Annotated in this window: 18 protein-coding genes; 9 read left to right on the top strand and 9 right to left on the bottom strand. The window is 71.9% G+C overall.

Translation table 11 applies throughout. From position 1 onward, the window contains the following. The first annotated feature begins 29 nt into the window (after positions 1-29). Positions 30-914 carry an aldo/keto reductase gene (locus ACPEH0_RS06235; RefSeq protein ID WP_366213778.1) on the top strand — a complete coding sequence of 295 codons (885 nt, stop codon included), beginning with the start codon at positions 30-32 and terminating at the stop codon, positions 912-914. Positions 915-1,125: 211 nt separating this feature from the next. Here the strand turns inward: ACPEH0_RS06235 and ACPEH0_RS06230 are convergent, their stop codons facing one another. After that, the gene (locus ACPEH0_RS06230; RefSeq protein ID WP_423719428.1) at positions 1,126-2,781 is read right to left on the bottom strand and encodes a RecQ family ATP-dependent DNA helicase; all 1,656 of its coding nucleotides are present in this window, start codon (positions 2,779-2,781) and stop codon (positions 1,126-1,128) included. A 129-nt stretch (positions 2,782-2,910) separates the two neighbouring features. Here ACPEH0_RS06230 and ACPEH0_RS06225 point away from each other — a divergent pair, with 129 nt between their 5' ends. After that, complete coding sequence (locus tag ACPEH0_RS06225) at positions 2,911-3,483, top strand: cysteine hydrolase family protein (RefSeq protein ID WP_366213780.1); 573 nt, start codon at positions 2,911-2,913, stop codon at positions 3,481-3,483. A gap of 44 nt (positions 3,484-3,527) precedes the next feature. Continuing rightward, positions 3,528-5,612, top strand: coding sequence for a S9 family peptidase (locus ACPEH0_RS06220; RefSeq protein ID WP_366213781.1), 2,085 nt, complete (start codon positions 3,528-3,530; stop codon positions 5,610-5,612). 179 nt (positions 5,613-5,791) lie between these two features. Here ACPEH0_RS06220 and coaBC read toward each other — a convergent pair whose 3' ends face one another. Further along, complete coding sequence (gene coaBC / locus ACPEH0_RS06215; protein ID WP_359920053.1) at positions 5,792-7,033, bottom strand: bifunctional phosphopantothenoylcysteine decarboxylase/phosphopantothenate--cysteine ligase CoaBC; 1,242 nt, start codon at positions 7,031-7,033, stop codon at positions 5,792-5,794. Positions 7,034-7,075: 42 nt separating this feature from the next. On the opposite strand from coaBC, the gene ACPEH0_RS06210 reads away from it, so the two are divergent. Both ACPEH0_RS06210 and ACPEH0_RS06205 read left to right on the top strand, forming a co-directional pair. After that, a complete protein-coding gene (locus ACPEH0_RS06210; protein ID WP_366213782.1) occupies positions 7,076-7,777 on the top strand; it encodes an NRDE family protein in 702 nt (233 codons plus the stop codon). Between the two features lie 33 nt (positions 7,778-7,810). Then, positions 7,811-8,449 (top strand): YdeI/OmpD-associated family protein, encoded by a 639-nt coding sequence (locus tag ACPEH0_RS06205; RefSeq protein ID WP_366213783.1) that lies wholly within the window; start codon positions 7,811-7,813, stop codon positions 8,447-8,449. Here the strand turns inward: ACPEH0_RS06205 and ACPEH0_RS06200 are convergent. Next, a complete protein-coding gene (locus ACPEH0_RS06200) occupies positions 8,432-9,361 on the bottom strand; it encodes an NAD(P)/FAD-dependent oxidoreductase (protein WP_366213784.1) in 930 nt (309 codons plus the stop codon). The two genes, ACPEH0_RS06205 and ACPEH0_RS06200, sit on opposite strands and share 18 nt — an antisense overlap. Before the next feature lie 67 nt (positions 9,362-9,428). Here ACPEH0_RS06200 and ACPEH0_RS06195 point away from each other — a divergent pair, with 67 nt between their 5' ends. Both ACPEH0_RS06195 and ACPEH0_RS06190 read left to right on the top strand, forming a co-directional pair. Beyond that, positions 9,429-9,980, top strand: a complete 552-nt coding sequence (locus ACPEH0_RS06195) for a helix-turn-helix domain-containing protein (RefSeq protein WP_366213785.1) — start codon at positions 9,429-9,431, stop codon at positions 9,978-9,980. A 31-nt stretch (positions 9,981-10,011) separates the two neighbouring features. Continuing rightward, a complete protein-coding gene (locus ACPEH0_RS06190; protein ID WP_366213786.1) occupies positions 10,012-10,674 on the top strand; it encodes a hypothetical protein in 663 nt (220 codons plus the stop codon). On the opposite strand, the gene ACPEH0_RS06185 is transcribed toward ACPEH0_RS06190, so the two are convergent. Further along, positions 10,595-10,969 (bottom strand): VOC family protein, encoded by a 375-nt coding sequence (locus tag ACPEH0_RS06185; RefSeq protein ID WP_366213787.1) that lies wholly within the window; start codon positions 10,967-10,969, stop codon positions 10,595-10,597. The genes ACPEH0_RS06190 and ACPEH0_RS06185 overlap by 80 nt on opposite strands. A gap of 61 nt (positions 10,970-11,030) precedes the next feature. Beyond that, complete coding sequence (locus ACPEH0_RS06180) at positions 11,031-11,654, bottom strand: hypothetical protein (RefSeq protein ID WP_366213788.1); 624 nt, start codon at positions 11,652-11,654, stop codon at positions 11,031-11,033. 551 nt (positions 11,655-12,205) lie between these two features. On the opposite strand from ACPEH0_RS06180, the gene ACPEH0_RS06175 reads away from it, so the two are divergent. Further along, positions 12,206-13,447: an HNH endonuclease signature motif containing protein gene (locus tag ACPEH0_RS06175; RefSeq protein WP_366213789.1), complete on the top strand. Its 1,242-nt coding sequence runs from the start codon at positions 12,206-12,208 to the stop codon at positions 13,445-13,447. 151 nt (positions 13,448-13,598) lie between these two features. On the opposite strand, the gene pgi is transcribed toward ACPEH0_RS06175, so the two are convergent. Further along, on the bottom strand, positions 13,599-15,281 hold the full coding sequence (gene pgi, locus ACPEH0_RS06170) for a glucose-6-phosphate isomerase (protein ID WP_366213790.1): 1,683 nt from the start codon (positions 15,279-15,281) through the stop codon (positions 13,599-13,601). 122 nt (positions 15,282-15,403) lie between these two features. Between pgi and ACPEH0_RS06165 the strand changes: the two genes are divergently transcribed. Further along, entirely contained in the window at positions 15,404-15,625 is a 222-nt protein-coding gene (locus tag ACPEH0_RS06165; RefSeq protein ID WP_366213791.1) for a hypothetical protein, read from the top strand. An 83-nt stretch (positions 15,626-15,708) separates the two neighbouring features. On the opposite strand, the gene ACPEH0_RS06160 is transcribed toward ACPEH0_RS06165, so the two are convergent. From ACPEH0_RS06160 to ACPEH0_RS06150, 3 genes are read right to left on the bottom strand one after another with little or no spacing between them, the layout of a single operon-like run. Beyond that, the gene (locus tag ACPEH0_RS06160) at positions 15,709-16,572 is read right to left on the bottom strand and encodes a hypothetical protein (RefSeq protein ID WP_366213792.1); all 864 of its coding nucleotides are present in this window, start codon (positions 16,570-16,572) and stop codon (positions 15,709-15,711) included. Then, positions 16,569-17,261 (bottom strand): response regulator transcription factor, encoded by a 693-nt coding sequence (locus tag ACPEH0_RS06155; protein ID WP_217529286.1) that lies wholly within the window; start codon positions 17,259-17,261, stop codon positions 16,569-16,571. The genes ACPEH0_RS06160 and ACPEH0_RS06155 overlap by 4 nt, the downstream gene beginning before the upstream one ends. Beyond that, positions 17,249-18,520 carry a sensor histidine kinase gene (locus tag ACPEH0_RS06150; RefSeq protein WP_366213793.1) on the bottom strand — a complete coding sequence of 424 codons (1,272 nt, stop codon included), beginning with the start codon at positions 18,518-18,520 and terminating at the stop codon, positions 17,249-17,251. The genes ACPEH0_RS06155 and ACPEH0_RS06150 overlap by 13 nt, the downstream gene beginning before the upstream one ends. Between the last annotated feature and the right edge of the window lie 39 nt (positions 18,521-18,559).

Raw genomic sequence — 18,559 nt, 5'->3', positions numbered from 1 at the left:
CACCCCCACCACCCCGTCGAAGGAGACCCATGTCGCAGCGCACTCTCGGACCGTTCACCGTCTCGGCCATCGGACTCGGCGCCATGCCGGTCTCGATGAACGGCAACGGCATCCCGTCGCACGACGACGCGGTCGCGACCGTGCGGGCGGCGCTGGACGCCGGCGTCACCCTGATCGACACCGCCGACATCTACGCGCCCAGCTGGGACGAGATGGGCCACAACGAGCGCATCGTCGCCGACGCGCTCGCCGGCTGGGACGGCGACCGGTCGTCGATCGTCGTCGCCACGAAGGGTGGCATCACGCGCACCGCGGAGAAGGACTTCGGGCGCGACGGCTCGCTCGACTACCTCCGCCGCGCCGTGCAGAAGTCGCTGCAGAACCTGCAGGTCGACGTCATCGACCTGTACCAGTACCACCGGCCCGACCGGTGGATGGTCTACGGCGAGATCATGCAGAACCTGAAGACCCTGCAGGAGGAGGGCCTCGTCCGCACGGTCGGGATCTCGAACGCGAGCGTCGAGGAGATCCAGATCGCGCAGGAGGTGCTCGGCGAGGGAGGTCTCACGAGCGTGCAGAACGAGTTCTCGCCGCGGCACCCGGGCAGCTACGGCGAGCTGAAGTACTGCGTCGAGCACGGCATCGCTTTCCTGCCGTGGAGCCCCCTCGGCGGCATCGGTGGCGCGGGCACGGTCGGCGAGCGGTTCACCGCGTTCGCCGAGATCGGCCGCGACCACGGCGTCAGCCCGCAGCAGGTCGTCCTCGCGTGGGAGCTGTCGCTCGGCGAGACCGTCATCCCCATCCCCGGGGCGAGCCGCCCGGCATCCATCACCGACTCGTTCCAGGCGCGGAACCTCGAGCTTTCGGCCGACGAGCTCGCCCGCTGCTCCGCCGCGGTCGGCATCGACATCTGAGGCGGGCTTCGACCTCCGGGGTCCGGTCGGGTGTGCCGGGTGCAGGTTCAGCGTGCGTTGCGGGGCCCGTACGGGCCTGATGCGGCCGCCTGACCTGTACTCGGCACGCGTCGGCCGCGGTGAGCCGCGGTGGTTGTGCCGAGTGCAGGTTCAGGGCGAGAAGTGGCGACCGTGGCGGCCCGAAGCCGCCGGCTGACCTGCACTCGGGACGTCAGCCGGCCTTGAGCAGGTGTTCCCGCTCGACGATCTCGAGCGACAGCACCTTGTAACCCTCGCTGTCGAAGAACACCCGCATCCGGTCGTCGTCGATCGAGACGACGGTGCCGGCACCCCACTCGCGGTGCGAGACCTTCTCGTCAATCTCGAAGCCCGAGTCGGAGGCGGATGCCGCGGCCCGCGCGGCGTCGGCGGCTCCCGCCGCGCACGTGTCGCAGTTGCCGCACGGCTCATCGAGGTCCTGCCCGAAGTAGCCGAGCAGCACCTGCCGTCGGCAGCGCCGCGTCTCGGCGTACTCCCGCATCGTCTCGATGCGGGAGCGTTCAATGCGCTCGCGCTCCTCGACCCGTTCCAGCGCGGCCTTCACGGCGGCGCGCTCGTCGAGGTTGCGCCGCAGCGAGACACCTGACTTCGACGTGCGCGCCGACCCGGTGTCGACGAGCAGCGTCAGCAGTCCGGTGACGCGCCGGGGTGACAGGCCCGCGTCCGTCGCGAGGGCGGACTTCGTGCGGGCCCGGGTCGACATGGCGCGCATGAGGGTGCGCAGCTCCGCGGCATCCGGGTTCTTCGTCGCGAAGTAGCGGCGCAGGGCGAGGTCTTCGGCGCGGTAGTGCAGGGTGCCGTGGGCCTCTTCGCCGTCGCGGCCGGCGCGGCCGAGCTCCTGGAAGTAGGCGTCGATGGACTCGGGGACGTCGGCGTGGATGACGAAGCGCACGTTCTCCTTGTCGATCCCCATGCCGAAAGCGCTCGTCGCGACGACGACGTCGAGGTCGTCGCAGAGGAACTGCCGGTGCACCTCGGCGCGCTCCTTCGCCGGCAGGCCCGCGTGGTACGCGCGCGCCCGCTTGCCGCGGCCGACGAGCTCGTCGGCGTAGAGCTCCGCCGAGCGTCGCGTCGAGGTGTAGAGCAGCCCGGGGACCGGCAGCGACGCGACCTCGTCGACGACGGCGGCGCGCTTCTCGCGGTCGTCGCCGTGACGGCGCACACCGAGGCGGATCGACGGCCGGTCGACGTCGCCGAGGTGCACGGAGGGGTCGTCGAGCCCGAGACGGGCGGCGATCTCCTCCCGGACGGGAGTGGATGCCGTCGCCGTCAGCGCGAGGATCGGGGGCCGCCCGAGCCGCGCCGCGACCTCTCCGAGGGCCAGGTAGTCGGGGCGGAAGTCGTGCCCCCACGAGGCGATGCAGTGCGCCTCGTCGACGGCCAGCAGGGCGATGTCGAGTTTCGCGAGCTCGGCGACGACCTCGTCGTTGGCGAGCTGCTCGGGAGCGAGCAGGACGTAGGTCGCCTCGCCCGCGCGCAGGCGGCGCCACGCGTCGGCGCGGGCCTTCTCGCCGCGACCCGAGTGGAGGGCGACCGCTTTCGGGGCGTCGGGTGCGTGCTCGAGCCCCGCGAGCTGGTCCTCCTGCAGGGCGATGAGCGGGGAGACCACGACGGTCACGCCCGGGCGCAGGGCCGCGGTCACCTGGTAGACGGCGGACTTGCCCGATCCCGTCGCCCAGACCACGAGCACGTCGCGCCCGCCGGCGGCCGCCTCGATCGCGTCGAGCTGGGCCGGGCGCAGGTGCGTCAGTCCGAACCGCTCGGCGGCGACGCGCTCGACCTCGGCGCGATCGGGGGCGGACGGTGCAGAGGTGGAGCGGCGTGGCATCCCTCCACGGTCGTCGAGGATGCGGCATCCGGGGACACCCTTGACACCCGCTGCCGCGGGCACCAGTCCTGGCAGGATCCCGCCGCATCCCGACCGCCGTTCGGTGACACCCCATGTCAGGCTCGGAGCGTGCAGATCCCGCCGCGAGACCTCGCCCTCGACCGTGCCGCCCTCCTCGTCGTCGACGTGCAGCGCGGGTTCGACGACACCGCCCACTGGGGCGAGCGTGACAATCCGGCGTGCGAGGCGAACATCGCCGCGCTCCTGGCCCGGTGGCGCGAGCGGGGGTGGCCGGTCGTGTTCGTCCGGCACGATTCGACGTCGGATGCCTCGCCGTTGCGGCCCGGGCAGCCGGGCAACGACCTCAAGCCCGAGGTCACCGGCACGCCGGATCTGCTCGTCACGAAGAGCGTCAACTCCTCGTTCCACGGGTCGCCCGACCTCGACGCGTGGCTGCGCGCGAATGACATCGCGCAGCTCGTCGTGACCGGCATCTCGACGAACCACTGCTGCGAGACCACGGCGCGCGTGGGCGGCAACCTCGGGTACGACGTGTACTTCGCCCTCGACGCGACCCACTCGTTCGACCGCACGGCGCCCGACGGCACGGTCGTCCCGGCCGCGACACTGGCGGCGGTCACCGCGACGAACCTCGACGGCGAGTTCGCGACGGTCGTGACCACCGCCCACCTGCTGCGCTGAGCCGGGTCCTGTCGCCCCGGCGGGTGCGCGGTTAGCGTGGAGGGATGCCGCATACCCCCTTCGCCTCGCTCGAGGACTACATCGCCCTGCCCCGCGTCGACGCCGTCGCGCTGTCGCCCGACGGCACCCGCGCCGTCCTCACCGTCGCGACGCTGAACAAGGACAAGACCGGGTACGACCGCGCACTGTGGGAGGTCCCCGCGACAGGCGGCGGCTCGGCGCGGCGGCTCACGCGGTCGGCGAAGGGCGAGCAGGGCGCCGCGTTCGCGGCGGACGGCGACCTGCTGTTCGTGAGCGCCCGCCCCGACGCCGAGGGCGACGGCGACGACGACGCGGCGCAGCTCTGGCTGCTGCCCGCGGGCGGGGGTGACGCGCGAGCGATCACACGGCTGGCCGGGGGAGTGTCGGCGATCGCGGCCGTCGCGGATGCGGCATCCGTCGCCGTCCTGTCGGCCGACCTGCTGCCCTCGGCCGACTCGTTCGAGGCCGACGCGACGCTGCGCGCCGAGCGCAAGAAGCGCAAGCTGTCGGCGATCCTGCACACGACCTACCCGGTGCGGTACTGGGATCACGACCTGGGCCCCGCCGAGCCGCACCTGCTCTCGCTCGACCTCGGCGACCTCTCCGACTCGGTCCGTTCGTTCGCCGCCTCGGACGCGGCGGAGGACGAACCGGATGCCACGACCCCGTATCCCGCGTCCCTCCCGCGCCCGCGCGACTTGACGCCCGCGCCCGGCCGCACGGCCGACACCGCCGGCGCCGCGCTCACCCCCGACGGGCGCACGCTCATCGCCGCGATGCGCTTTCCGCAGGGGCGCGCCGAGCGCTTCGCGATCGTCTCGATCGACGTTGCCTCGGGCGAGCGCACGACCCTGTTCGAGGAGCGCTCGACGTACTTCGAGTCGCCCGCGATCAGCCACGACGGCCGACTGATCGCCTACGGCCGCGCCGCGTTCTCGGACCCGACCGGTCCGGCCGATCAGGAGCTGTGGGTCGCCGGCATCGACGGCTCCGAGCCGCGCCGCCTCGCCGAGGGCTGGGACCGCTGGCCGACGAGCATCGCATGGGCGCACGACGACACCGCGCTCATCGTGACGGCCGACCAGGACGGGCGCGGCCCGGTGTTCCGCGTGCCGCTCGACGGCGGCGCCCCCGTGCAGCTGACGACCGACGACCACGCGTACTCGAACGTGTCGGTCGACCGCGCGACGGGTGCGCTCGTGGCGCTCCGCTCGTCGTGGATGGTGCCGCCGCATCCGGTCCGCATCGACCCCGACGGCACCGTGACCGCTCTCGCGACCCCGGCTCCGCTGCCGACACCGGCCGGCACGATGACCGAGGTCGAGACGACGGCCGAGGACGGTGCGCGGGTGCGCGGCTGGCTGCTCCTGCCCGAGGGGGCGGATGCGGCATCCCCCGCTCCGCTGCTGCTCTGGATCCACGGCGGGCCGCTGAACAGCTGGAACGCGTGGAGCTGGCGCTGGAACCCGCAGCTCGCCCTCGCCCGCGGCTACGCCGTTCTGCTGCCCGACCCCGCCCTGTCGACCGGGTACGGCCTCGAGTTCATCGCGCGCGGCTGGAACAGCTGGGGCGCCAAGCCGTACACCGACCTCATGTCGATCACCGACGAGGTCGTGGCACGGGCCGACATCGACGAGACGAAGACCGCCGCGATGGGCGGCTCGTTCGGCGGGTACATGGCGAACTGGGTCGCCGGCCACACCGATCGGTTCCGCGCGATCGTCACGCACGCGAGCCTGTGGGCGCTCGACCAGTTCGCCGGCACGACCGACAGCTCGTCGTACTGGCAGGAGATCTTCACGCCCGAGGGAATGATCGAGAACTCACCGCACCGCTTCGTGCAGGACATCTCGACACCGCTGCTCGTGATCCACGGCGACCGCGACTACCGCGTGCCGATCGGCGAGAGCCTGCGCCTCTGGTCGGAGCTCAACGAGCACTTCGGCGAGGACGACGGCACGACGGTGCACCGGTTCCTGTACTTCCCCGACGAGAACCACTGGGTGCTCAAGCCCCAGCACGCCGTCGTCTGGTACGAGACGGTGTTCGGCTTCCTCGGCGAGCACGTGCACGGCGAGCCCGCGCCGAAGGTCGCCGGGCTCGGCTGACGCGAGGGCGCCGCGGCGGGGGCGTGTTCCGGGGGCGCAACTGGTCGCGTCGGATGCCGGGGCGCGGCATCCCGGGTCCCCGGAACGCCGGCGGCGTCGGTTCCGGGGACGCAACTGGTCGCTTGGACGGCCGGCACGCGGCGCCCCGGGTCCCCGGATCGTCGGACCCCTCCAGCGTGTCAGCGCAGTCGACGCACGGCGTCCCACAGGGCGTCGGCCACGGCGCGCTTGGATCCCGACGCCTCCGCGACGACCTCGTCGGTCCCGTCGATGAACAGCGCCGCGTTCTCGGTGGCCTCGAAGCCCTGCTCCCAGCCGACGCGGTTGACGGTCAGCAGGTCGACGCCCTTCCGCGCCCGCTTGCGGACGCCGCGTTGGCGCAGTTCGTCGTCGGAGTCGGCCGTCTCGGCGGCGAAGCCCACGATCGTCTGCCCGGGCCGGCGGCGCTCGACCAGGCCCGCGAGGATGTCGGGGTTCTCGACGAGGTGGAGGGTGACGGCGCCGTCCTCCTTGCGGATCTTGACGTCCGAGACTTCGGGCACCGAGAAGTCCGCGACGGCTGCGGCCATGACGACGACGTCCGCCTCGGGCGCCGCAGCCCGGACGGCCGTGTCGAGCTCCGCCGCCGTCCCGGCGCGCTCGATCGTGATGCCGGGATGCTGCTCCGCATCGCCGAGCACGCCGTCGTCGACGTGCGCCGCGACGAGGTGCACCCGTGCGCCGCGGTCGGCCGCCGCGACCGCCACGGCCACGCCCTGTCGTCCGCTCGAGCGGTTGCCGAGGTAGCGCACCGGATCGATCGGCTCGCGCGTGCCACCCGCCGACACGACGGCGCGGAGGCCGTCGAGGTCGCGGAGGTCATCGCGGTCGTGGGGGGCACCGGCATCCGTCGTCTGCTCGTCGACGGCCGCGAGGGCGGCCGCGACGATCTCGTCGGGCTCGACCATGCGGCCGAGGCCGCTGTCGCCGCCGGTCAGCGGTCCGTCGGCGGGCCCGACGATGTGCACGCCGCGCTCGCGGAGGGTGGCGATGTTCGCCTGCGTCGCGGCGTGGTCCCACATGGCCGTGTGCATCGCGGGGGCGACGACGACCGGAGCCGTCGTGGCGAGGAGGGTGACGCCGAGCAGGTTGTCGGAGATCCCGGCGGCCATCTTCGCGAGCGTGTTGGCGGTCGCCGGCGCGACGATCACGAGGTCCGCGCTGGTGCCGAGGGTGACGTGGCGCACCTCGGCGACGTCGTCGTGCACACTCGTCGTGACAGGATGGCGGCTGATCGCCTCCCACGTGGCGGTCCCCACGAAGCGGAGCGCGTCCTCGGTGGGAACAACGTGCACCTCGTGCCCGTTGGTCACCAGCGCACGGACCACCTGCACCGTCTTGTACGCGGCGATGCCGCCCGAGACGCCCACGACGACGAACATGGTCCGATCCTCCCACGGGGTCGGACGCGAAAGGCCGGAACGATGTGCACCGTCATCGTCCACGTCCCGGAGGATCCCGCCGCGGCGATCCGCCTGCTCGCCGTGCGTGACGAGGACCCGGGGCGCGCATGGGATCCGCTCGGCGCCTGGTGGCCGAACCGTCCCGGTGTCATCGGGGTGCGCGACACCCGCGCGGGCGGCGCCTGGCTCGCGGCCGAACCGTCGTCCTCGCGACTCGCCGTCGTGCTCAACCGTGCGGACCTCATCGACGACTCGCTCGCGACCGGCTCGCGCGGGCACATCGTGCTCGACGCCGCGGCCGGACGCGGGCTGCCCGAGGTGCCGCCGACGCACGGCTTCAACCTGCTGACGGTGACCCCCGGTCGTGCGCGCGTCGCGATGTGGGACGGCGCCGCCGTCCGCACCGTCGACCTCGCCCCGGGCGTGCACATGATCGCGCACGACGACGTGGACGACCCGAAGACGGCGCGGATCGTCGCGTGGCGCGACGCCTTCGCCGCGCCGGCGGACGACGACTGGGTGGCGGACTGGCTGGGTGCCCTCGAGCGCACGACGGCGCTGCCCCCGACCGACGACCGCGCGATCATCCGCGACAACCGGCCGCACGGGTATCCGACGCTGTCGCTGCTCGTGTGCGCCGCATCCGTCTCCGCAGGCGGCGCCGAGGTCATCTACGGCGAGCTCGACGAGCCCGGCGCCTGGAACAGCCTGCAGCTGCGCTGAGCGGCGTCGGATGCCGGTGGTAGCTTCGCGGGCATGGTGGAACCGGCATCCGAACCGATCTTCTTCGCCTCGGCGACGGAGTTCGGCGACTGGCTCGAGGCGCACCACGCGACCGCTCCCGAGGTGTGGACGGTGTTCTACAAGAAGGGTGACCCGCGTCAGGGGCTGACGTGGGCCGACGCGGTGCCCGAGGCGCTGCGCTTCGGGTGGATCGACTCGATCAGCCGCGGCATCGGCGACGGCGCCCGCATCCAGCGGTGGACGCCGCGGAAACCTCGCTCGGTGTGGAGCGCCGTCAACATCGCGCACGTCGAACGCCTGCACGCCGAGGGACGGATGCATCCGGCCGGGCTGGCCGCCTACGAAAAGCGGACGGCCGACATCACCGGGGTCTACTCGCACGAGCAACGCAACGAGCTGACCGCGGAGCAGGCGGCATCCCTCGCCGCGAACCCCGCCGCCCAGGCGTTCTGGGACGCCGCGACACCGTCGTACCGGCGGGCGGTCGCGAACTGGGTGCAGAGCGCCAAGCGCGAGCAGACGCGCGCCGACCGGCTCGCGACGCTCGTCGAGGACTGCGCGGCCGGGCGGCTCGTGCCGTTCCAGCGGTACGGCGAGCCACCCGCGTGGCTGGCACGTGCCGCCGCCGCCGCGTCAGCCGCGCGCGAGTGACGCGACCGCGGCATCCTCCGTCACGAGCGCCGCGTTGAGCCCGGCGCCCGCCATCGATCCCTGCCCCATTGACAGCGGCACGTTGCCGAACGGCGTGACGACGTTGCCGGCGGCGAATACGCGCGGGTGGCTGGTGGCGCCGCGCATGTCGACACGGAGCCCCTCGCCCGGGGTGTCGGACACGGCGAGGGCCAGGTTCTCGGCGAAGGCGAGGCTCAGCCGGGGCGTCGGCGCGGTGAGCAAGGCGTCGATCGGGTGCGCGGTCCCGTCCGCCGTCACGGCTGCGACGATCGCGTCGTCCTCGGTGCGCAGTCGGGTGACGGGGGAGGTGACGATCCGGATGCCGCGCGCCGAGAGGCGGCCCGCGACCGTCTCGTCGAGCTCGCCCATCGCGGCCGTGAACGCCGTCACGTCATCGCTCCACTGCCGGATGAGCTCGATCTGATGCAGGCTCGCGGGCGACGTCGCGAGCACGCCGAGGCGGCGGCCCGCGACCTCGTAGCCGTGGCAATACGGGCAGTGGAAGACGCCGCGCCCCCACTGCTCGCGGAGCCCGGGGATCTCGGGCAGGTCGTCGACGACACCCGTCGTGAGCACGACGCCCCGGGCGGAGACCTCCCCGCGCTCGTGGGTGACAGTGATCCGGTCACCGTCGTCGGCGAGCGACAGGACGGCCCCGTCGAGGAACTCGACCCCGTAGGCGCGTGCTTCGGCGCGTCCGGTCTCGAGGAGGTCGGCGGGGGAGCGGCCGTCGTGACCGAGGACGCCGTGCATGTGCGCGGCGAAACGGTTGCGGGGTGCACCGGCGTCGATCACGAGGGTGCGGCGTCGGGCGCGCCCGAGCATCTGGGCGGCGCTGAGGCCGGCGGTGCCGCCGCCCACGATGACGGCGTCGTAGCGGATGTCTGTCATGACTCCACCCTGTGTCGGTGGCGGTGCTTTCGGCAAACGGTCTTGCGGAAATGGCAAACTGATCCGCATGGTGATGGATCTTAGCCGGGTCGGTGCGCGGCTGCGCGCGGCGCGGCAGCAGCGCGGATGGACCTTGGCCGACCTCGCGTCGAAGGCGGGGATGTCGACGAGCACGCTCTCTCGGCTGGAGTCCGGGCGACGCCGGGCATCCCTCGAACTGCTGCTTCCGCTCGTCTCGGTCCTCGATCTGCGTCTCGACGACCTCGTGCGCGGGGAGCCCGCCGACCCGCGGGTGCGGCGGGCGACCGAGCGGCGGCACGGCAGAGTGGTCGCGCCGCTCACGCTCGAGCACTCGCCGGTGCAGACGTACAAGATCCGCTTCCCCGCCTCCGGTACCGCGCCGTCGCCGAAGGTCCACGACGGGGTGGAGTGGTTCTACGTCCTGAGCGGCACGATCCGGCTCGTGCTCGACGGGCGGGAGCATCTCATCGGGGCGGGCGAGGCGGCGGAGTTCGACACGCGCCTGCCGCACAGCATCAGCGCCAGCTCGGACGGCCCGGCCGAGGTGGTGAGCATCTTCAGCGCGTCGGGCGAGCGCATCCACGTGCACGGGGCATGACGGTGTCGGGGGCCGGTCGTACGGTGTCGCCATGAAAGCCGATGAGCTGTTCCTCCAGGCGGATGCCGCGTTGCGCTCCGTCATCGATCGCATCGACCCGGCCGACCTGTCGAAGCCGGCGCCGCAGGAGTGGACGTCCACCCCTGACCCCACCTTCCGCGACATCCTCTTCGCGCACGCGTACGACGAGGCGTGGGTCCCCGATGTCCTCGCCGGGAAGTCGGTCGCCGACGGCGACGAGTTCCGGGACGCGGATCTGCTCGGCGACGACCCGATCGCGTCGTACGACCGGCTGAACGACACCGCGACCGCTGCGGTGCGCGACGGTGCCGAGCCCGGGACGGTGTTCCGCTTCCAGTACGGCGACTATCCCGCCGACGAGGGGTACGCGCACCTGGCGACCTACCGCGCGTTCCAGGCGTGGCTGATCGCGAAACGGCTCGGCATCCCGTTCCACCTGTCGCCCGAGCTCATCGCGGTTGAACGAGCACGTCGTGCCGCACGCCGACGAGTGGCGTCAGTGGGGTGTGTTCCCGCCGGCGATCGAACCGCCCGCGGGTGCCGACGACGAAACGCGGCTGCTGTGCGCGGTGGGGTACTGGGAGGCCTGATCCTCAGCGCTCGTGCACGGCGAGCACGTTGCCGGCCGGGTCGCGAAACCATGCGATCACCGGGCCGCCCGTCTCGCGCATGATGCCCTTCGAGTCGGTGGGCATGTCGTCGTAGATCGCGGTCTCGACCCCCTTCGCGTTGAGCTCGTCGACGGCGGCGTCGACGTCGTCGACGGGGAAGTTGAGGATCGTGAAGCCGGCCGGCTCGTGGTGCGGCTTCGCGTAGATGAGCACAGCGGCTCCCGACGCCAGGTGGAGCTGCAGGAAGCCGTTGTCGAGCGTGACGACCTTCAGGCCGAGGGTGTCGGCATAGAACTCTCGCGCCGCATCGATGTCGTCGACCGCGAAGCCGCTGTACGCGCCGTCTACCTGGAACATGGTCGTCTCCTTCGCCGAGGTGTGCGACCAGGGTCCCGCTGCGGCTGGGAGTTGTCCGGGGTCAGTCGTTAGGTGAGTCGTTCGGCGACGAGAACACGGGCACGGATGCCGGTCGTTCTGAGGCGACAGCGAGGAGCGCGACGATGCCGAGACCGAGGGTGCCGGCGAGGAAGCCGATCATCCCGAGGGCGGAGGCGAGTCCGACGGTCTGCATCGCGGTCGCCTGATCCATCATGAGGAGCTGGCCGAGGGCGACCGATGCCACCTGCACACCGAGGGCGATGGCCGGCATCCACCGCCACCGGCGCGGGACGACGCCCGCGCGTGCGATCTGAACGACGGCGACGAGGCTGAGCGCGAGGGGGACGAGGATCGTGACCTCCCACGGGACGATCGGCGTCGGGTTCGTCGGGTCCTGGAACAGGCCGACGACCCGCATCGAGGGCGACCAGAGCGCGAGGAGGATGAGCGCGATCGTGCCGAGCGGCCTCCGCGCGGTGACGCTGTCGTGCGACGACGAGCCGATCGCGAACACGAGGACCGACGCTGCCCACAGGATGTCGACGAGGAGGGCGAGCGTGTCGGTGAGGGGCGTTCCCAGGGTGGCACCCTGCAGCATCCCGGCGACACCCGCGCCGATCAGTCCGACGCCGCCGATCGTCCAGGTGAGTCTGCGTCCGCGCATGCCTGCACGCTAGCGCGTCCCGCCGCGGTGTGGTGTGGTTCGGGCAGGGGCGGCGTTCCCCTGTCGCAACACGCCGCGGTGGCCTGCGCTTCGTGACAGGGGAGCGGTGGAGGCGAAGTCCGCTGCCGATCGGGGGAAGGGGATGCCGGGGGTGGCGTTCCCCTGTCGCAACACGCCGTCGCCTGCGGCACTTTGCGACGGGGGAGAGAGGGTGGCGTGAGGCGAGGTTCGCTCGCCTGTCGTAACGTGCCGCGGTGGCCTGCACTTCGTGACAGGGGCGCGGTGGCGGCGAGGTCCGCTGCCGATCCGGGGAAGGAGATGCCGGGGGTGGCGTTCCCCTGTCGCAACACGCCGTCGCCTGCGGCACTTTGCGACGGGTGAGGGAGGGTGGCGTGGCGCGAGTTTTGCTCGCCTGTCGCAACGTGCCGCGGTCGCCTGCAGTTCGTGACAGGGGACGGGGATGCCGGGGTGGCGAGGCGGTCGGTTCGAGGTATCGGGCGCGAGGCTACGGTGCCGAAAGCGATGTCGGAACCCCCTCCTAGTCTGGGACTATGTCCAGTTCAGTCGATCGTCGCGATGAGGTCCCGGAGGGGATCCCGACGACGCTGGACTGGGTGGTGATGTGCGCCGACATGGCCACCGTGCACGCCGCGCAGCGGTACGCGTGCATTGTCGAGTTGTGGGATGACGCGATCGCCGACGCGCGCCGCCGGGACGAGCCGGTCGCGTTCGTGGAACGGTCGGTGCGGCTCGAGGTCGCAGCCGCGTTGCGGATCACCGAGCACGCCGCGGGCAGGTTGATGGGTGTCGGGCACGCGCTGCTGCGTCGGTACCCGAAGGTGTGGGAGGCGATGAGCCGTGCGGACATCACCGACACCCACGCGACGATCATCGTCGACGGTTTGGATCAGCTCGACGACGTGACCGCGGGGCTGGTTGCGGAGGTTCTGTCGCTCGCGGAAGAGCTCCCGACGGGTCCGTTCCGGCGCGCGATGAAACGGATCGTCGACCGGGAGCAGGAAGCGACCCTCGCCGAACAGCACGCCGCCGCCGTCGCGCACCGGTACGTGCGTGTGGATGCGGGGGTGGATGGGATGGCGTGGCTGACCGCGCACCTGCCCGCAGTCGAAGCACACGCGATCACCGGCAGGCTCACCGCGATCGCGAAAACCTTTGATTCCGCCGACGACGAGCGCACTTTGGACCAGAAGCGGGCGGACGTGTTCGGGGATTTGCTCCTCGACGACGAAACCGACGCGCTCCCCGATACCGCGCGAGGCATCCGGCCCACCGTCGCGATCACCGTCCCCGCCCTGACGCTTCTCACCGGTGACGGCCCGGCCGCCCAGGTCGACGGTGTCGGTCCGATCCCCCTCGACCGCGCCCGCGAACTGTGCGGAGCGGCAACCGGGTGGATGCGGGTGCTCACCCACCCCGAAACCGGTGTCGTCCTCTCCATCGGACGCGAGCAGTACCGGCCACCCGCCGACCTCCGACGGCTCGTCACCTGGCGGGCCGCCCGGTGCATGGCACCCGGCTGCGGCATCCCCGCGGACAGGTGCGACCTCGACCACACCATCGACTGGCACCACGGCGGGACCACCGCCGCCGACAACCTCGCCCCGCTGTGCCGCGGGCATCACACTCTCAAACACCACTCCGACTGGCAGATCAAAGCGAAACCCGGCGGCGCACTCGAATGGACCTCACCCGCAGGCCGGGTCTACCTCGTGAGGCCCGAACGCCGCATCCCGCAATTCACCACCGACCCACCCGGACCACCACCGTTCTAGTGATCAGCGGACGCACCGAAGCCAGGGGCCTCCCAGGCCACCAGGCCACGGAGCCACCGAGCCACCACGCCACCGGGCCGGCGAACGACGCTGCCCGCCCTGCGGTGCGACCTCAGTCCGCGACGTCGACCGTCACGATGAAGCCGGACCCTCAGGCCCGGTGGTCGCGGTAGTACTCCAGCAGCGCCTTGGTCGAGGCATCCTGCGACTCGAACGCGTCGCTGTCGCCCTCGATCGCCGGTGCGATCTGCATGGCGAGCTGCTTGCCGAGCTCCACACCCCACTGGTCGAACGAGTTGATGCCCCAGATCACGCCCTGCGTGAAGGTGATGTGCTCGTACAGCGCGACGAGCTCGCCGAGCACCCGCGGCGTCAACGACGGCGCGAAGATCGACGTCGTCGGACGGTTGCCCGGGAACGTCCGCGCGGCGACGAGCGCGCCGGTCGTGCCCTCGGCCTCGACCTCCTCGGCCGTTTTGCCGAACGCCAGCGCCTTCGTCTGCGCCAGGAAGTTCGCCAGGAACAGCCCGTGCACGTCCCGGTCGCCGTCCGTCAGCGCGTAGGCGGGGTTCGCGAACGCGATGAAGTCCGCCGGGATCAGCCGCGTCCCCTGGTGGATCAGCTGGTAGAACGCGTGCTGCCCGTTCGTCCCCGGCTCACCCCAGAACACCTCGCCGGTGTCGGTCGTGACGGGGGAGCCGTCCCACCGCACCGACTTGCCGTTCGACTCCATCGTCAGCTGCTGCAGGTACGCGGCGAACCGACTCAGCTGCTGCGCGTACGGCAGCACCGCGTGCGACTGCGCGCCCAGGAAGTTCGTGTACCAGACGTTCAGCAGCCCCATCAGGACCGGGACGTTCTGCGTCAGCGGCGTCGTCCGCACGTGCTCGTCCACGGCGTGGAACCCGGCGAGCAGCTCGCGGAAGGTGTCGGGTCCGAACTCGATCACGAGCGACAGCCCGATCGCCGAATCGACCGAGTAGCGGCCGCCCACCCAGTCCCAGAAGCCGAACGCGTTGGCCGTGTCGATCCCGAACTCCGCGACCTTGTCGAGCGCCGTCGACACCGCGACGAAATGGTGGGCAACGGCATCCTTCTTCTGCTCGTCGCTGCCGTCGATCGCCCCCGTCGACGCGAGGCCCTCCCACAGCCAATCCCGTGCCAAGCGTGCGTTCGTCAGCGTCTCGAGCGTCGTGAACGTCTTCGACGCGACGATGAACAGCGTCGTCTCGGGGTCGAGGTCCTTCGTCTTCGACGCGATGTCGAACGGGTCGATGTTCGAGACGAAGCGCGCCGAGATGCCGGCATCCGCATACGGCTCCAGCGCCGCCGAGATCATCACCGGACCGAGGTCCGACCCGCCGATGCCGATGTTGACGACCGTCTCGACCTTCTTGCCCGTGATGCCGGTGAACTCACCCGACCGCACCCGTCCGGCGAACTCCGCCATCGCGTCGAGCACGCCCTGCACGTCGGCGTCCACATCCTGGCCGTCGACCGTCAGCGACGGCACGGCGTCTGCCGGACGGCGGAGCGCCGTGTGCAGCACGGCGCGGTCCTCGGTCGTGTTGATGTGCTCGCCCGCCAGCATCGCGGCGTACCGCTCGGCGACACCGGTCTGCTCGGCGAGACGCACCAGCGCGGCGACGACCTCGTCGGTCACGAGGTTCTTCGACAGGTCGACGTGCAGATCCGCGACGTCGTGCGTCAGCTTGGCGACGCGCTCCGGGTCCGACGCGAACCAGCCGCGGAGGTCCGGGGTGAAGCCCGCCTTCAGCGATTCGAGTTCAGCCCAGGCGGAGGTGGTGGTGGCATCGATCGGAGCGTTGGTCACCCCTCAACGCTACTCACGTTCTCGAGGCTCCGTCCACGCATGACAGACTCCCCGCGGCGCCCGCCGATCCGGCCCTCCGCCAGGGTCACCACCTCATCGACCTCCCCGAGTTCGCCGAGGTCGTGCGTCACGACGACGACCGCCGCGCCCCTGCCCGTCGCGACGCGCAGAGCGGATGCCGCGGCCCGCCGCGACGCGTCGTCGAGACCGCTCGTCGGCTCGTCGAGCAGCAGCAGAGCCGCGTCCTGCGCGAGGGCCTCGTCGTCGTCGACCTCGAGACGGACGAGATCGTGCACACCGTCGCCCTCGACCACGTCCCCAACGAGATCGCCGTCGTGGGCTGACCCGCACAGCGTCGAGCCGACGCGAAGTGCTGCCTCCACGGGGTGTGGAGCGCACGTCGCGTCGGCTCGTGGCGCGAAGCGGGTCAGTCGGCGGGGCGGAAGGTGGCGGAGCCGGCCGAGACCTGCACGTCGACGGTGCGGGTGGCGCCGTCGGACGTGTCGAGCTGGTTGTCGAACGAGCCCGCCGAGACGTCGGAGCTCACGTCGTACGGCTCGTTCGGGACGGTCGCAACGAGGGTGCCGGCGCTGACGTCGGCCCGGATCTCGGCGAGCGCAGTGCCCGTCAGGTCGGCGATGATCTGGCCCGCGCCGATCGTGAGGTTCGCGCGCGCGGCGCCGTCGACGCGCACATCCGCCTCGCCGGCGCTCACGTCGACCCGCACGTCGTCGGCGGTGCCCGAGACGTCCGCATCGCCCGCGCCGACGTGCAGCTCCAGGCGCCCGTAGGTGCCATCGGCGGTGAGCGAGCCCGCCGAGACGTCGAAGTCCGCGTCGAGCCGCTGCTGCTCCATCGCGGCGGGGAGGGTCAGGGTGGCCCGGTTGTCGTCCCAGCCGAACCCGACCTGGAACGCCCACCAGGGGCGGTCGTTGCTGAGGCTGAGGGTTGCGTCGCGACGCTCGAGTCTCCAGTTCCCGTCGCCGCCGGCGACGTCGAGGATCGCCTGGTCGACGTCGGCGTACTGCACCACCACGTGGCCCGCCGAGACGTCGAGCGACAGGGCGTCCACCCCGCTCGTGTCGGCGGTTCCGCCGCCGGTGCCGCGAACGGACGCGGCGTAGGCGATCGAGCCGATTCCCGACACCAGCGCGCCGAGCAGCAGCACGCCGCCCAGGCACATCGCGATGATGGCGACGATCTGCGCCGACGGGCGCGGCGGCTGGGGCTGCGGCGGCTGCGTGCCGGTGGGTGCCGACGCGGTGGGCGGGGGAGTGAGGTCGATGCTCATCGAAGTGTTCCGTTCTGATCGGGATGCCCGGGGGCGGGCGGTGCGCTGTGTTCGAGGTGGACGAGCGCCGCGAGCACCCGTCGGTTGCCGTGCTCGTCCTGTTCGAGGCCGAGCTTCTGGAAGAGGGAGGTGATGTACTTCTCGACGCTCGCCTCCGAGACGAACAGCGCCGCCGCGATCGCGGCGTTGCTCTTGCCCTCGGCGATGAGCGCGAGCACCGAGCGTTCGCGATCGGTGAGGCGCGACATCCTCTCATCCCGGGCGCGGCGCGTCAGCAGTTGCGCCACCACCTCTGGGTCGAGGACCGTCGCGCCGGCGGCGATCCGATCGATCGAGTCGAGGAAGTCCCGCACATCGGCGACACGGTCCTTCAGCAGGTACCCGAGGGCGGCGTTCTGGCCGGTGATGAGGTCGCTCGCGTACCGTTCCTCGACGTACTGGCTGAGCACCAGGACGGGGAGGGTCGGATGCTGCGCCCGCAGCGTCAGCGCGGCCCGGATGCCCTCGTCGGTGAAGGTCGGCGGCAGCCGCACGTCGAGGATGCAGAGCTCGGGCCCGGTCTCGGTCACCGTGTCGACGAGGGCGTCGGCGTGGGGGAGGGCTGCGACGACGGTGTGACCGGCGTCCTCGAGCACGCGCACCAGGCCTTCGCGCAGCAGCGTGGAGTCCTCGCAGATCAGGATGCGCACGGGACCGTCACCTCCAGGGACGTCGGCCCACCGGCCGGGCTGTCGAGTGTCGCGGTGCCGCCGGCGGCGAGCACCCGGTTCATGATCCCGTCGAGGCCGCCGCCGGGGAGCACACGCGCTCCGCCGATGCCGTTGTCCTCGACGCGCGCCCAGATGAGCCGGCCGGTCTGGGCGTCGCCGCGGCTGCGGACCACGACGCGCACCTCGGTGGCGCGGGCGTGCTTGGCGGCGTTGGTGAGGGACTCGGCGATGACGAAGTAGACCGCGGCCTCCGAGGTGGCGCTGCACCTCTCGTCGAGGCGGACGTCGAGGGCGACGGGCACGTGCGACCGTGCCGCGAGGGCCGAGAGGGCGGCATCCAGTCCCCGGTCGTCGAGGACAGACGCATGGATGCCGCGGGCCAACTGTCGCAGCTCGGTGATGGCGGCCTTCGTCGAGGTGTGTGCCTCGTCGATCAGCGCCTTCGCGGCGACCGGGTCGGAGTCGATCTTCTGCTGCGCGAGCCCCAAGGTCATCCCGACCGAGACGAGCCGCGGCTGGACGCCGTCGTGCAGGTCGCGTTCGATGCGGGTGCGCTCGACCTCGCTGGCGCGCACCGCGCCGGCACGCTGCGCGCCGGCGGCACGCGCCTGCTCGGCGAGGACGGCCTCGCGCGAGGGGACGAGGATCGACCGGGTCAGCAGGTCGTCGAGGAGGGAGATCCCGAACAGGATGCCGAGGCTCACCAGGGCCGCGACGACGCCCCCGGCGACGGCCCAGCCGTCCGCGACGGCGATCCCGGTGAGGGGCAGCGTGCCGCCCGCATCCCCGGTCAGCGGCGAGAACGCGAGGCCGACGGAGCCGATGACCGCCCACGTCGCCCCGATGACGATCCAGCCGAGGACGGTGGCGATCGCGAGACTGCCGATGCCGCGCCACATGCCGCCGTCGGTGAACTGCAGCCACAGGGTGCGCATGAGCCCGCGGAACCCGGGCTCCCCGCTCGTGCGGATCCGCAGCTGCGGGATGCCGTGCCGGTACAGGCCCTCGGCGCGTTCGTGCTCGAGCCACGACGCCGCCCACGCGAGGTACAGCGCCGCGACGAGGAAGAGGATGCCGATGCCGAGGACGAGCACTGTGCCGATCCCCGTGCTGACCAGGGTGACGACGGTGGTGAGGATGCCGGTGCCCGCCACCGCGACGGCGGCCAGCTGCGCGAAGGCGCCGAGGCGCCGCAGCGGCCGCAGCCGTCGGGGCGGGACGGAGGTGTCGGAAGTCATGTCACCACGCTAGGGGCGGGGTCCGCGGGCCACATCGGG

This window comes from Microbacterium sp. NPDC079356, assembly GCF_049545465.1.
GTDB classification, from domain to species: domain Bacteria; phylum Actinomycetota; class Actinomycetes; order Actinomycetales; family Microbacteriaceae; genus Microbacterium; species Microbacterium gawkjiense.
Note: the sequence above shows the minus strand (reverse complement) of the source record. Positions and strands in the feature narration are given on the sequence as shown.